Origin of the sequence: Algibacter mikhailovii, from assembly GCF_014651495.1 — a bacterium.
GTDB lineage: Bacteria > Bacteroidota > Bacteroidia > Flavobacteriales > Flavobacteriaceae > Algibacter_E > Algibacter_E mikhailovii.
The window spans coordinates 283,958-299,680 of sequence record NZ_BMWZ01000006.1 but is presented as its reverse complement, the minus strand read 5'-3'; the positions used below and the strand labels follow the sequence as shown (position 1 = coordinate 299,680).

General features: G+C 36.3%; 8 protein-coding genes and 1 pseudogene. 8 read left to right on the top strand and 1 reads right to left on the bottom strand.

Annotation, left to right across the window (positions count from 1 at the left end; all coding sequences use genetic code 11):
- The first annotated feature begins 111 nt into the window (after nucleotides 1-111).
- The 5 genes and pseudogenes from IE051_RS13980 to IE051_RS13960 form a co-directional block, all read left to right on the top strand.
- A complete protein-coding gene (locus IE051_RS13980; protein ID WP_189361699.1) occupies nucleotides 112-1,266 on the top strand; it encodes an efflux RND transporter periplasmic adaptor subunit in 1,155 nt (384 codons plus the stop codon).
- Between the two features lie 2 nt (nucleotides 1,267-1,268).
- On the top strand, nucleotides 1,269-4,463 hold the full coding sequence (locus IE051_RS13975; RefSeq protein WP_189361697.1) for an efflux RND transporter permease subunit: 3,195 nt from the start codon (nucleotides 1,269-1,271) through the stop codon (nucleotides 4,461-4,463).
- Nucleotides 4,463-5,923: an efflux transporter outer membrane subunit gene (locus IE051_RS13970; RefSeq protein WP_189361695.1), complete on the top strand. Its 1,461-nt coding sequence runs from the start codon at nucleotides 4,463-4,465 to the stop codon at nucleotides 5,921-5,923. The genes IE051_RS13975 and IE051_RS13970 overlap by 1 nt, the downstream gene beginning before the upstream one ends.
- Nucleotides 5,924-6,435: 512 nt before the next feature.
- Nucleotides 6,436-7,173: a (Fe-S)-binding protein gene (locus IE051_RS13965; RefSeq protein ID WP_189361693.1), complete on the top strand. Its 738-nt coding sequence runs from the start codon at nucleotides 6,436-6,438 to the stop codon at nucleotides 7,171-7,173.
- 2 nt (nucleotides 7,174-7,175) lie between these two features.
- Nucleotides 7,176-8,201, top strand: a pseudogene (locus IE051_RS13960) (lactate utilization protein B); the annotation flags it as partial.
- Here IE051_RS13960 and IE051_RS13955 read toward each other — a convergent pair.
- The gene (locus IE051_RS13955) at nucleotides 8,170-8,994 is read right to left on the bottom strand and encodes a family 43 glycosylhydrolase (RefSeq protein ID WP_229796821.1); all 825 of its coding nucleotides are present in this window, start codon (nucleotides 8,992-8,994) and stop codon (nucleotides 8,170-8,172) included. The pseudogene IE051_RS13960 and the gene IE051_RS13955 overlap by 32 nt on opposite strands.
- Before the next feature lie 365 nt (nucleotides 8,995-9,359).
- On the opposite strand from IE051_RS13955, the gene susR reads away from it, so the two are divergent.
- From susR to IE051_RS13940, 3 genes are all read left to right on the top strand, one after another.
- On the top strand, nucleotides 9,360-11,000 hold the full coding sequence (gene susR, locus IE051_RS13950; protein ID WP_189361691.1) for a SusR family glycan utilization regulator: 1,641 nt from the start codon (nucleotides 9,360-9,362) through the stop codon (nucleotides 10,998-11,000).
- Nucleotides 11,001-11,284: 284 nt separating this feature from the next.
- Complete coding sequence (locus tag IE051_RS13945; RefSeq protein ID WP_189361689.1) at nucleotides 11,285-14,236, top strand: SusC/RagA family TonB-linked outer membrane protein; 2,952 nt, start codon at nucleotides 11,285-11,287, stop codon at nucleotides 14,234-14,236.
- A gap of 12 nt (nucleotides 14,237-14,248) precedes the next feature.
- On the top strand, nucleotides 14,249-15,709 hold the full coding sequence (locus IE051_RS13940) for a RagB/SusD family nutrient uptake outer membrane protein (protein ID WP_189361687.1): 1,461 nt from the start codon (nucleotides 14,249-14,251) through the stop codon (nucleotides 15,707-15,709).
- Nucleotides 15,710-15,723 lie beyond the last annotated feature (14 nt).

The window sequence follows — 15,723 nt, the reverse complement described above, 5'->3', positions numbered from 1 at the left end:
AGCTCTACTTCCATTCTTATTACTTTGAGAATATAAAATACCGCACCTACAGCCATTTTTCTTTGTAACCCACATTTTATTTTCTACATTTGATGTAATTGTAATTCACCTATGAAATATACTATACTTTGCGTCATGGCCTGTTTGTTTTTCTCATGTAAAAAAGAACAAGGTCCACAAACAAGACCCCCTCAAGAGATTCCTGTAATTGAAGCCAAAAAAGAAGATGTTCCGGTTTATAATGAGCTAGTAGGACAGATTTACGGCTTAAAAGACATTCCTATCAGAGCTCGGGTTGATGGTTATCTGGAGAAAATTTCTTTTGAAGAAGGTACGCAGGTCAAAAAGGGGCAATTATTATATAGCATTGATCAAGACCCTTATTTGGCTGAAGTTGCTGAAAAACAAAGTGCTTTGGCCCAAAACCAAACCATGATGGTAAATGCAAAAAACGAGCTTGAACGTTATGAGCCGCTTGCTAAAATAAATGCCGTAAGTAAGAGTGACCTTGATGCTGCTCAAGCCACTTATGATGCCTCTATAGCCTCTGTTGATGCTGCAAACGCCAATTTAAAACAATCTAAAATTAAATTGGGATATACTGAAATGAGATCACCAATTGATGGACTTATAGGTAAAACCGAAGCACGAGAAGGTGAATATGTTGGTAGAGAACCTAACCCTGTAATACTTAACACGGTTTCCAGAATTGATACCGTACGTGTACAATTTTCAATTTCCGAATCAAAATATCTAGAACTTGCCAGAGAATATCAAGCAAATAAAACAGCGGAAGACATCTCTAAAGACGTGCATGAAGGTAATATAAAACCAAATGTAGAACTCCTTTTAGCAGATGGTACTTTATTTGAAAAAAAAGGAAGAATAGATTTTGTTAACAGTCAAATTAACACCACAACGGGATCTTTACTTATACAGGCTAGCTTTCCTAACCCTACAAAAATATTACGTCCGGGTCTATATGCGAAGGTAAGACTTCAGCTAACCGTAGCGAAAGATGCTATTGTTATTCCCCAGCGTTGTCTTATTGAATTACAAGGTCAATATAGCGTCATGGTTGTTGATAGTTCTAATAAGGTGGTATCCACCCCTGTTAAACTCGGTTCCAAAATAGGAGACCAGGTAATTATCTCAGAAGGTATAACACAAGGAGATAAAATCATCATAGATGCTTTACAAAAAGTAAAGACAGGAATGACAGTAGTACCTGTTAAAAGTGAATTTAAAAGTAAAACAGCTCAATAAGCATGGCGGAAAATAAAGGTAATTTTTTTGTTCACCGCCCTATTGTGGCAATGGTAATTGCCATTGTTATTGTAATTGTAGGTGGTGTTTCTGTAATTGGACTTGCCATTGAGCAATATCCAAATCTTACACCTCCCATTGTGGAAGTGCGAGCAACATACACCGGAGCCAATGCACTAAATGTGGAGGAATCTGTGGCTACCCCCATAGAACAAGAAATGAATGGTGTGGATAACATGATATACATGAAATCTACAAATGCCAATGACGGTAGTATGGTGGTACAAGTATCTTTTGATGTTGGTACAGATCCAGACATGAACACAGTTCTAGCTCAAAACCGTGTATCTGCATCTACGGCTAAATTACCATCTTCAGTAACGCAATATGGTGTTACTACAAAAAAGTCCCTGCCGAATATTTTAATGTTAGTGACTTTAACTACAGATAATCCGGCTCATAATACTGCGGAATTCCTCGGAAATTATGGTCTTATTAATATCAAAGACCGACTGGCTAGAGTCCCAGGTATTGGTCGGGTTGATGTTATGGGAGCATCCAATTACTCTATGAGAATTTGGATTAAACCAGATTTATTGGCTATTCGAGGAATAACTGTTCCTGAAATAGTAAAAGCTGTAAATGAACAAAACATTATTGTTCCTGGCGGAAAATTTGGTGCAGAACCAGCGCCCCCTGGAACAGAATTTACATATACTGTGAGATTGCCGGAACGATTTAACTCTGCAGAAGCTTTTGAGGACATCGTAATTAGAACCCTACCTGATGGATCTCAAGTAAAAATTGGCGATGTGGCTCGTGTGGCTTTAGGAACCGAAACCTATAGTATGATTCCAAGGCTAGGTATTAATCTTGAGGGTAGAGAAAAAACCTCCAAACCGGGTGCCATTGTTGCGCTTTATCAAGCACCGGGTTCAAATGCTGTAGAACTTGCCGAAAACATCAAAATGGAAATTGAGGACCTGAGCAAAAGCTTTCCAGATGGCATGACTTATGATGTTTCTCTTGACTCTACGCTTCCTATTACTGCAGGTATTAAAGATATTATTGTTACACTTATTGTTGCCCTCATATTAGTTGTTCTTGTTGTTTTTATTTTTATTCAAGACTGGCGTGCAACCTTAATTCCAACGTTAGCCATACCTGTATCCTTAATAGGTGCTTTTATGTTTTTTCCAATGTTAGGCTTTACAATTAATGTATTATCCCTTTTAGGTTTAGTATTAGCGATTGGTATTGTAGTGGATGATGCTATTGTAGTGGTTGAAGCCGTTCAAGTAAATATTGAAAAAGGTATGACGGCTAAAGAAGCTACTTTAGAGGCTATGCGAAAGGTTACAGCTCCTGTTATTGCCACAACCTTAGTACTGGTAGCGGTATTTATTCCCGTAGCTGGAATGGCTGGTATTACTGGGATTTTATATCAGCAATTTGCCATTACTATTGTAGTGTCCGTGCTTGTGTCTTCTGTGAATGCCTTAACACTAAGTCCTGCCTTATGTTCACTCTTGTTAAAGAAGCCTGAACCCTATGGTGGTTTATTGGGGAAATTCTTTGCAGGATTTAATAAATTTATTGGTAAGACCACTGATAGTTATACATCGTATACCAGTATTTTAACAGGTAAACTAAAACGTGGCGTCATATTTATTATTATTCTTTCTGTTGCTGCCGGTGTTTTTGGAAAACTAGTGCCAGCAGGGTTTATACCTGAGGAAGACATGGGGTACTTCTATGTTAATGTCCAATTACCTAATGCTGCCTCTCTGCAAAGAACCGATGAAATTGGTAGCCGAGTAGAGAAAATATTGATGGATATACCGGAAGTAGAATATGTTACCAATGCAACAGGTTATAGTTTACTATCTGGGTCTATGGCTACAAACAATGCTTTTATGTTTGTTACTTTAACAGATTGGGATAACAGAGATGCCACGGCCAAAGAAATTATTGACCGGGTTAACATTGCACTTGCGACACGTATAAATGGTGCACAAGCCTTTGCTTTTGGACCTCCTGCCATTCCAGGTTTAGGTAACGGTTCTGGGTTTAGTATTATGCTCCAGGATAAAGGAGGAAACTCGCCTACCTATCTCTCACAAAATGTTGGGAAATTTATTGCTGCAGCCAATGCTCGTCCAGAAATAGGAAAAGCATTTACCACATTTCAAAGTACCGTACCGCAGCGATTTATGGATATAAACAAAGAGAAAGCCTTAAAACTTGGTGTTCCACTAAATGATTTATATACTACCGTTGGCGCCTTTATGGGGGGATCCTATGTGAACGATTTTACAAAATTTGGACGACTTTATAAAACCTATATTCAAGCTGAAAGTGAGTATAGGGTCAACGAAGCGCAGATTGAAAATTTCTTTATTAAAAATTCCGATAATGAAATGGTTCCGCTTTCAACATTAGCAACCATAAAGCCTGCTTCAGGTCCTGATTACACCACAAGGTTTAATTTATATAGATCTGTGGAAGTCACTGGTGGCCCCGCTCCTGGCTATTCTTCAGCACAAGCCATGGCAGCACTTAAAGAAGTAGCTGATGAAGTACTTCCTGAGGATATGACCACGTCTTGGAATGCCATGTCCTTTCAAGAAAATAAGGCGTCCGGTTCTCTGGGCGTTATTTTAACCTTCTCGTTAGTGTTCGTCTTTTTAATTCTTGCGGCACAATATGAAAGTTGGAGTCTGCCTTTTGCAATTTTGTTAGGTACGCCATTTGCCATATTTGGTGCGCTCTTTTTTCTATGGGCCGCACGTTTATTTAGCGTCAGTTTTGAAAACAACATTTTTGCACAAGTCTCCTTCGTCATGCTTATTGGTATGGCGGCGAAAAATGCAATTCTAATTGTAGAGTTTGCTCATGATGAATTTAAAGCTGGATTATCCCTTTTTGATGCTGCCGTTAAAGCAGCAAAATCTAGATTCAGACCTATTTTAATGACAGCATTTTCATTTATTTTAGGTGTTTTTCCTTTAGTTATCGCTACAGGTACAGGCGCTGAAGCCAGAAAAATTATGGGTATGGCGCTTCTAGGCGGTATGACCATTGCCACTTTATTAGGTGTATTCTTTTACCCGATGTTATACTTACTCATTGGAAAAATTGGCAATTATGAAAAGAAGAGAGATTTAGAAAATGCTAATTCAATAAAAGAAGCCTAATGAAAAAAGTACTTTATATATTGTTAGTATTGGCAGCATTTACTGCTTGTAGATCTGGAAAAAACTATTCAGGAGTTGACCTGAATCAACCTTTATCATTTAAACAATTAGATACTTTAAAAACGGTAAGTTATGACTCTATTAATACGCAAGAAATTGCTATTGATACCGCAGACATAAGATGGTGGAAACTCTTTAAAGACCCTGTTTTAGACACGCTTATTCGAGAAGCTTTTGCTAATAATAGAGATGCACTAATAGCTGCTGAAAACGTCCTGCAAGCAAGATATGTTCTTAAAATCCAAAATGCAGATTTTCTGCCAAAGTTTTCTGCCAATGGACAAGTCAATAGAGGTAATTTTCTTTTAAATACTGTTGGCCCCACGTCAAATACTATTATTGGGAGCGCAGGTGTATATTGGGAGATTGATCTTTGGGGAAAATTACGCAGGCTTTCAGAATCGGCAAAAGCAGATTTAATGGCTACTGAATATGGCTATAGAGGTATTATGATTTCGTTAATAACTGAGGTGGCTACCAATTATTTTGACTTATTGCGGGCCAGATCTCAATACGAAATTTCTAAAAGAAACGCCAGATCACGCGATAGTATGACCCAAATTATACAAGCACGTTATGACAAAGGGATTGTGCCCATGATTGATGTGGATCAAGCCAAGATTCAGTATACAATAGCCGCAGGTGCTGTTCCCCAATATGAACGTCAAATTGTTCAACTAGAGAACAGTTTAAGTTTCCTTCTTGGAAGGCATATTGGAAGTATTGAAATAGGCATGCCATTAGCTGATCAAGATTATGACATCTCCTTCCCTGTGGCACCACCTATTGAGTTACTAAGCAGACGTCCAGATGTAATACAGGCGGAATATGATGTTATTGCGCAAAACGCCTTGACTGGTGCTGCTAAAGCCAATCGTTTACCTTCTTTGAGTCTAAATGGTCTAGTAGGCGTTGCCGCTCCTAGCTTTAGTGCTTTAAGCCTAGGGAATCCCTTATGGAGTATTGGAGGTGAATTAGTGGCTCCACTTTTTAATTGGGGACAACTAAGAAGGCAAGTGGATATTGAAGATAGCCGTACTTATCAAGCACTATATCGTTATCAAAATTCGGTATTTGGGGCTATTGCTGAAGTTGAAAATTTGTTAGCTACTATACGCACGACTAAAGAGGAAATTGAAATTGCTAATGAAAGACGAAGAGCTGCGCTAGAAGCTCAATTTTTGTCACGCGAACGTTATGATAAAGGCGTCACTAGTTATTTAGAATTTTTAGAACAACAGCGTCAAGCTTTTGATGCGGAACTGTTATTAGAAAATTTAAGATCCGAATTATTGAGTAATTATGTGCGTTTGTATAAAGCGCTTGGTGGAGGATGGCTTAATGAAGCTGAAGAACAAGCAAGTAAAGAAAGTGCAGCACAAGAAAACCAAACGAATTAAACGATCCTTTAATTTTAAATTCTGTTAAAACTAGGACCATTTTTATTGGTTTAATTGTGATTACTTTATTAGTTCTGTATTGTATAATTAGCTTTAAAACTAGTGGCATCAGATTTTGTTATCTAATCTCCTTATGCAACTAACATTCCTTTTACCATTGGGCTTATATTAACTAGGTATTCGTCTTTTGTTATAAGTATATTATTTGTTATTGCAAGAAATTTATAAATACTAAAATGCCAAATTCAGGACACCCTTTCAGGGGTGTAATTGCCCCAAAGTAGAGGTCCGGGCATTTATATGGCTTGATAAGGTTTCTTTTGGCTACGTAAAACATATTGCGAGAGTATGCGCTAAAATTAATATCAAAAAATGGGTATTGTTCCTAATAAAACAAAACCAATTTAAACCTAAAAAAACCACTTTTACGGGTCAGAACAGGACAGACAAAAAGCCCTAGTTGCCTACCTTTAACATAGTTAATTCAGACTCTGAATTTTTATTTTAAATATATGAAAGTAGGTTTATTTATACCATGCTATATTAACCAATTATACCCACAGGTAGCCATAGCATCTCTAGAATTACTTGAAAAATTGGGTGTGGATGTTTATTATCCTCAAGGTCAAACTTGTTGCGGCCAACCCTTAGGTAATTCGGGATATGAAGACGATTCGAAAGGCATTTGCCAATTATTTGTTGAACATTTTAAAACCTTTGATTACATTGTTGGTCCATCGGGAAGTTGTATTTACCATGTGAAACATCATTTTGATATCTTAGAACAAACACCAGAGGTACAAAAGGTGAGAAATAATGCGTATGAACTCTGTGAATTCATTGTTAAGATACTTGGAAAAACGGACTTAGGCGCATCCTTCCCATACAAAGTAGGTTTACACAAAAGCTGCCATGGTCTAAGAGGTTTAAAATTAGGCTCATGTTCAGAAGTACAAGGAGAACATTACTCTACCGAAGAAGACTTATTAAACAAGGTGTCAGGTCTTCAACTAATGTCATTAAATAGAAAGGACGAATGCTGCGGTTTTGGTGGAACTTTTGCTGTATTTGAAGAAGCCATTTCATCAAAAATGGGTAAGGACCGTGTACAAGATCATTTAGATAGTGAAGTAGAAGTTCTAACAGGAGCCGATCACTCTTGCTTAATGCACTTAGAAGGTATTGTAAACCGAAATAAACAACCCTTAAAAGTGATGCATATAGCTGAAATATTAAATAGTACGTTATAATTATGAGCCATGCAACTAAAGCCACAGCGTTTAATAAAGATGAAGCCAAAGTTAACTGGCATGATAAAGCGTTATGGTATGTAAGAGAAAAAAGAGATAAATCTGCCCATAAGGTGCAGGGATGGGAACATTTAAGACAATTAGGGTCTAGTATAAAGGCGAACGTACTTTCTAATTTAGACGACTATTTAATTCAATTTGAAGCAAATGCTAAAAAGAATGGTATTCATGTGCATTGGGCTTCAAATGCGGAAGAGCACAATACAATTGTTAATGCTATCCTTGAAAAGCATAACGCAAAAAAAGTAGTTAAAAGCAAGTCAATGCTTACTGAAGAATGTCATTTAAATCCTTTTTTGGAGGCCAAAGGCATTGAAGTTATTGACACAGATTTAGGTGAACGCATTGTACAATTAGCAGAAGAACCACCCAGTCATATTGTGCTACCTGCTATTCATAAAACAAAAGAAGAAGTTGATGTCTTATTTCAAAAGCACCTTGGAACCAAACCTAGTCAGCGTAATCCTGAATATTTAGTAAGTGAGGCTAGAAAACATCTAAGAGACAAATTTATAAAAGCAGATGTGGCTATTACTGGAGTTAATTTTGCAGTGGCCGATACTGGTGGTGTTATTGTTTGTACTAATGAGGGCAATGCTGATATGGGTGTACATTTAGCAAAGGCGCATATTGCTTGTATGGGAATAGAAAAAATTATTCCTCAGGAAAAACACTTAGGTGTATTCTTAAGGCTTTTAGCGCGTAGTGCCACGGGCCAGCCTATTACCACATATTCTTCTCATTTCAATAAACCAGAAAATGGTAAAGAAATGCATATTGTTATTGTTGACAATGGCAGAACAGAACAATTAAGTAGACCAGATTTTAGAGCTTCCTTGCACTGCATACGCTGCGGAGCATGCATGAACACCTGCCCTATTTACAGACGAAGTGGCGGACATAGTTATGACTATACTATACCGGGGCCAATTGGCTCTATTTTTTCGCCCGGAAAAGATTTAAAAAAGCTTGCAAAAAACCATTTGGCCATGTAGGCGCATCATATCCTTCAGCGAAGCTTTCCTCTTTTATTACACTATCTTTATAGTCGTAAGGGCCATACAAATTATCAGACATGGCATAAAAACATCCCCAGGATAAGTAATATTTACCATTGTATTTATGCATAAATGGCTTATCATCTGTTGGCATTTTATGGTTATTCCCATCAAGATTATAAGGGCCCCTTGGATTATTAATTGTTATTTTTTTAGGTGATTCAGCCAAACTTATCATATCGTTATTCAACTTGGCAATGTAGTAATCCCATACTCCGAATATAATATAATGCTCACGACTGTCTTCAAAAACAGCCATATCATATTCATGGGTTGGTGTTAAATCTGAAACTAGCAAAGGCTTGCCTAAAGTGTCTTTCCATGGACCATATGGTGTATCACCAACAACAACGCCTGTTTGCTCATTACCTTCTGAAAAATAAAAGTAATACTTATCATTTTTATAGGCTGCATCAGTTGCCCAACAACGCGAAAACGCCTTCCCTATATAGGTGTCTATTGGATTTAAAACACTGCGCTTGGTCCAATGGACTAAATCAGGTGATGACCAAATCCACCAATCTTCCATAATAAACTTATCATTTTTAATTGATTTATCATGGGATGCATAAACGTAAGCTGTATCGTTAAAAATATGAATATGAGGATCGTTTAATCCTACATTAGGAACTATAGGGTTTTGTGCAGAAATATAAACTGTAGCAAAAACCCATAAAACTGTACCTTTAATTATTTTATCCATTTCTAATTCGGTGCTACGTCTTTCATGCTTCGTTAAATATAGATTAGTGCATGATTTTATACATTTTTTCTATAAATGCATATATTCGCTAAAAGTAAAATAAGACGTCTTTTTATCTGTCCTGTACTGTGTGGCAAATTGTATTTTTTTATTTAAAATAAAAACTAATCCCAAAAACCCAGTACACCTCGAAAAATGATTAAAAAAAACCATTCGGAGTTAACCGTAAAAACATCGATTTTATTAATTATTAAACCCATACTATAACCAATTGCACCCTGTTTTAGGGCATAGAAATTTTAATAAAATACTTTGAATACATAGTCCTTGTAATTTTATTATATTGCCGTTAAAAACGAACAAACTTGTCTAGAAGAACCCCTGCTTTTATTCTTTTTCTGTTTATTCATTGCTTGGCCATAGGTCAAACAGAACTGAATTCGTTGCTTCTGAAGCTCGATGAAGCTATGAATAAAAGAGACGTTTATGATACCTCTAAAAACTTAAGAATAAGCAATTTAGAAGAACTTCTTAATGAAGAGAATATTAGTTTGGAAAACAAATACTTTTTAACCAATAAGATTATTGGCGAATACGAAAAGTATAGTTTTGATAGCGCTTTAGACTATATAGAACAGAATATTGGAGTTGCAAAGCAAATTGGCAATATTAATTTTGAAAAAGAGTCTAGATTAAAATTAGCTAAACTCCTGGTAACCTCAGGGAGATACAAAGAGGCCATTGATGTTCTAAACGAAATTCAAAGACAGGAGCTTCCAGAAAAACTTTTAAATCTGTATTATTTTAGTTTCAAAGAAGGGTATTCTGGACTTAGTTTTTACACTTCCGTGAAAAGAATAAAAGCGAATTACTCGCAGTTGTATGCTACGTATCAAGATTCTTTATTACAACGCTTAGATCAAAATTCGGATGAATCCTTAGCATTAATTGAAAAAGGTTTCAGAGACCAAAGAGCTATTGAAAACGCACTTAGAATTAACGCGCAACGCCTCAGTAATGTTGAATCTGGCACACCAAAATATTCTTTAATTACCTTTGAAAGATCGTTACTTTTTGAGCTTAGTGGTCGTATTGAAGAACAAAAAAAATTCTTGATACTTTCTGCAATATCCGACATTACAGCTTCTGTTAAAGACAATGCATCCCTTACTGTATTGGCCATGATTTATTTTAGGGAAGGCGACATTGAAAGAGCGCACAGGTATATAGACTTTTCTGTAGCAGACGCCGAAAAATTCAATTCAAAATTGCGCTTTGTTAATATCTCGAACACCCTTTCGGTAATATCTAAAGCCTATGAAGAAAAAAGCTTAGAGCAACAAAAGGAACTCAAAAAAATGCTTGTCTTCATTAGTATTTTAGCTTTGTTTTTAGTCATTACGATTATATATATTTACCGACAAATAAAACGGTTGTCTTCAGCCAGAAAAAGTCTTAAAGAGGCAAATAACCAATTGCAAAGCCTTAACGAAAAACTTCAATTTACAAACGCCGATTTAAACAGGCTTTACAATGAACTTTCTGATTCAGACCGAATAAAAGAACAGTATATAGGTACATTTTTGAATCTTTACTCAGATTACATCAATAAGTTAGATACCTACCGAAAAATGGTCAGGAAATATATTGTTTCCAACAAGACTAAGTCATTGTTAGAAATGACTAAGTCCAAACAGTTAATAGATAACGAGCTTAATATTTTTTATGAAAACTTTGATAAATCATTTTTACATATTTATCCAAATTTCGTAGAACAATTTAACGGTTTATTACAAGACGATAAACAAATTACGATAAAAGACACCAATAGTCTAAATACTGAACTAAGGATATTTGCATTAATTAGATTAGGCATATCTAGTAGTTCAAAAATATCTAAAATCCTAAGATACTCTGTGAATACTATTTACAATTATAGAGTAAAAGTAAAAAACAATGCATTAAACAGAAATGACTTCGAGGATATGGTAAAAAAGATATCTTAATACTATTATTATCATAATTTCACTCGTAATTCCTTTCATTTTTCGCAATTACATAGACAACAATACCATTAACCAACCACTCTTTTTCTACTTTTTATTACACATTAAAAAACCATAGATAACTTAAAATCAATTACTTAAATAATTAATTAACACCTATAAATCTACTTTTTAAGTACTTACCATTGTTTATTCTTTACTATGGAAGTTAATTTGTTCTCAACAACAATAAAACTATAACTGTTTCTATTTCCTGAAATAGAAAAAAAACTAAATCTAAAATAATGAATAAAACTTTGAAGACTAGGAAAATTATTTCCTTACTACTTTTACTCATGTCCTTGTATTCTTTTTCTCAAAAAATCACATTAAAAGGAAAAGTAACCGATGATTCTGGACAACCTATACCTGGTGTTTCTGTAATACTAAAAGGAACAGCAAACGGTGTATCATCAGATTTTGATGGCTTTTATCAATTTGATGCAGAGGTTAACAGTCAATCCGTACTTGTATATAGTTACATTGGCATGACCACCATAGAAGAAAATGTTAATGGAAGAACCACCATTAATGTGACGATGCAAGAAAATGCAGAAACTCTAGATGAGATTATCGTTGTTGGTTATGGTGCACAGCAAAAGAAAGATGTTACTGGAGCTGTTGCTCTTGTAAATTCTGAATCATTCGAACAAAGAACAAATGCTCAACTGGGATCGCTCATACAAGGTCAGGCGGCTGGAGTTGAAGTATTAGCCAATTCAGGTAAGCCCTCAGAGGGGATGCGTATTCGAATTCGAGGAACAAATTCTATTACCTCAGGCAGCGAACCCCTTTATGTTGTTGATGGGGTTCCTACTACCGATACTCGTTCTATCAACCCTTCAGATATCGATGCCATTTCAGTATTAAAAGATGCTTCTTCGGCAGCCATATATGGAGCACAAGGGGCTAATGGTGTCGTATTAATTACAACTAAACGAGGTACCACAGAGAAAACAAAAATTTCTATAGATACTTATGCCGGTATAGCGCAAGTATGGAATACCCTACCAGTATTAAATGGTGAGCAGTACAGAGACTTGATGACAGAAATGGGGCAAAACACAAATTGGGATTTATACCAAGAAAATACAGACTGGCAACAAGAAGTTTTTCAGAAGGGATATACCCAAAATTATCAATTGGCTATGTCTGGAAAAAGTAACGGAACCAATTACTATGTTTCGGCAGGATATTTAAATCAAGAAGGCGCGGTAAGAAGTTCTGAGTTAGAACGCTATAATTTTAAAGTTAATATCGACCAAAAAGTTAATGACTGGCTAAAAATTGGTTCAAGAATAGCATACACCCAATACAGAGATGTTGATGTCAAGGACAATGCTAATGTTAATTCCGGAGGTGTTTTGTTGGGCGCCTTAACCACACCTTCTGTAATAGGCATATATAATGAAGACGGCACATTTACCAGTAACCCTTTTCAAAATTGGGAAAACCCAATTGCGGCAACAGATGGCTTAGATAGAGAATTTAATAGTCAACGTTTACTAGGAAACCTATATTTCGAATTTAAATTCTTAAAAGATTTCACTTTTAAAACCAACCTTGGTATTGACAATGCACACGGCGTTTATGATTCTTTTTTGGATCCGTTTAGAACAGGATTTGGTAGGTCGTTGTCAGGACAATCCATCAATAACACCAACAAAAGTTCGTATTACATTTTTGAAAACACATTAACCTACAACAAAACTATTAATGATCACAAATTTGATGCTTTAGCAGGATATGTGCAACAAAAGAATAAATGGGAAAATAGTAGCATTGAAACAAGAAACTTTGCAAGCGCATCTATCCCAACACCAAATGGAGGATCAGAAATATTCTCTGCTTCTGCTGATAAATCAGAAAAAGCGAACAGTTCATTTATAAGTAGGCTCAATTACAGTTATGCTGATAAATATTTAATTACAGCTAATTTCAGAGCAGACGGATCTAGTGTTTTTGGCCCTGAACAAAGGTGGGGATATTTCCCTTCATTTTCTGGAGGTTGGAGAATTTCTCAAGAACCGTTTTTAAATGACGTTAAGGCCATTAGCGACATTAAAATTAGAGCCGGATGGGGTATTGTAGGAAATGATCAAATTGCTAACTATTCCTATCTCGGTCGCGTAGGTAGTGGCGCTAACTATCCCATTGGTGGTGTTGCGCAACCCGGTACATTTCCATCATCTATTGAAAATTTAAAACTGAAATGGGAAGAGTCCAATCAAACCAATATTGGTTTAGATGTGTCGTTACTAAGCAGCAGAATTAACCTCACAGTAGATGCTTATGTAAAACGAACTAAGGACTTACTCTACAATGCTCCCCTACCTACGGCAACAGGTTTTGAGAGTGCCATTCAAAATATTGGCGAGGTAGAAAACAAAGGGGTTGAGTTTACACTTAATACCATCAATATAGATTCAGAAGATTTTCGTTGGACTACCAATTTCAATCTGGCATTAAATAGAAATAAAATCACCAAATTGGTGGATTCGGATGTATTTCAAGGATCAATTGCTGGAGGACGAGGCGAAGCTAGTTTAATAAGAGAGGGTGAGCCTCTTGGGATCCTTTTTGGCTATAGATACGGTGGTGTAGATCCACAAACAGGGAATGCCTTTTACTTAGATAACGATGGAAACTCAACATTTACGCCTTCCGCAGATGACCGTACTATCATTGGAGATGCCAATGCAGATTTTACCTATGGATTCACAAATATTTTAGACTATAAAAATTTTAGTTTATTAATCTTTTTACAAGGTTCTCAAGGTAATGATATGCTAAATGCAACCCGCATTGAAACCGAGGGAATGACCGATCCAAAAAACCAGTCGCTAGCAGTTTTAAACAGATGGCGAAATCCTGGGGACATTGCAGACATTCCAAGGTCTAGCTTTGGAAGTGCTGATAATTCAAGAATTTCAACACGATTTATTGAAGATGCTTCTTATTTAAGAGTTAAAGCTGTAACACTTAGTTATTCATTTTCTCAAGACGTCTTAAAGCGCTTAAAATTAGATGGTTTAAAACTATATGCCACAGGTGAAAACTTACTAACCTTTACAGATTATAGCGGATTTGACCCCGAAGTAAATGCCTTTGGAGGAAGCAATACGGTAAGAGGTATCGATTTCGGAACTTATCCACAAACGAGAACAGCCATTTTCGGTTTAAACATCTCCTTCTAAAAAACTACAACTATGAAAGCAAATAAAACCATTATACTATTATTAAGCATATTTATGCTTGTCTCGTGTGAAGACTCATTAGATCTTACTCCAATTTCTGAGGAAACTAGCGCAAATGCATACAACACAACGAGTCAAATTGAAGCAGCCCTAACAGGAGCTTATGAGTCTTTTCAATCGTCTGAATACTACGTTTGGGATAACATTCTTTTTCAGGATGTACGGTCAGACAACGCTTATGCTGGTGGTGATAACCCAGAAATATTTACCATTGATTTTTTAAATATTACACCAACACATTCCAGACTATTTAAACACTGGTCTAATATCTACAATGCCATTTCTAAGGCCAACCTTGTTATTGAACGTACTCCAGAAGTTGAAGATCCAACATTAACCGAAGAAAGGAGAAACCAAATTATTGGAGAGGCTTTATTTTTGAGGTCCTTCCATTATTTTACACTTGTGAAAATGTGGGGTAGTGTTCCGCTAATTACAGAAAGTATTCAATCTACGGATCCTGAAAGTGTTCAAATTCCTAGATCTACGGCTATTGAAATTTACAATCAAATTACAAGTGATCTTGAATTGGCTGCAAGTTTATTGCCTGACACTTATGGTAATGATGCCAGTATAAATAAGGCGCGTGCTACTTCGGGAGCAGCCCATGCTTTAGCGGCAAAAGCATTTGCACAACAGCCAACGCCAGATTACAATAAAGTGTTAGAGCATATTGCGAAAGTGGAGTCTAGTACAGCAAATTACCAACTCATTCCTTTCGGTGAATTGTTTGATGGTAATCATTATAATAACGCTGAGTCTATTATTGAGGTTCAATATCTGGGCGGTAATGAGGGGAACTTTGGTCCGCAGTTGTTATTACCTCCATCTATTTCAGGTGACTCGTGGCGAAAATTTGTTACACCATCTCAAAATTTATTAAGTGCCTTTGATGCCGAAGGTGATGTGGTTAGAAAAACCGCTTCCATAATATTTGAAGAAGTACAATGGGTTGATGAGTACTGGGGCAATACTGCAGGAAGCTCAATTCCATTTAGCTATAAATGGAAAAATGCCGATGGTTGGGCCAGTTCAAACAGGCAATACCTTTTAAGACTTGGGGATATTGTGCTTTTAAAAGCAGAAGCTCTTAATGAAATAGGACAATTAGACGCAGCTGTCATTGAAGTAGATAAAATAAGAAACAGAGCGGGACTTTTAGGTCTTGAATCAGACAGAAAAAGCTCTAAAGACGCACTAAGACAAGCTATTCTTGATGAACGCAGACTAGAACTTTTTCAAGAAGGTCAACGATGGGATGACTTAGTAAGGTTCAACCAAGTCGTTTCAACTATGAATAATCTCGTTGAAATTGATTTAAGAACCGGTAATCCGGTAAATTATAATATGACGGAAGAAAAAATATTTCTACCACTCCCCCAGCAAGAATTGGATAGAAACCCCGCATTGTAAATCTGCATCATTGT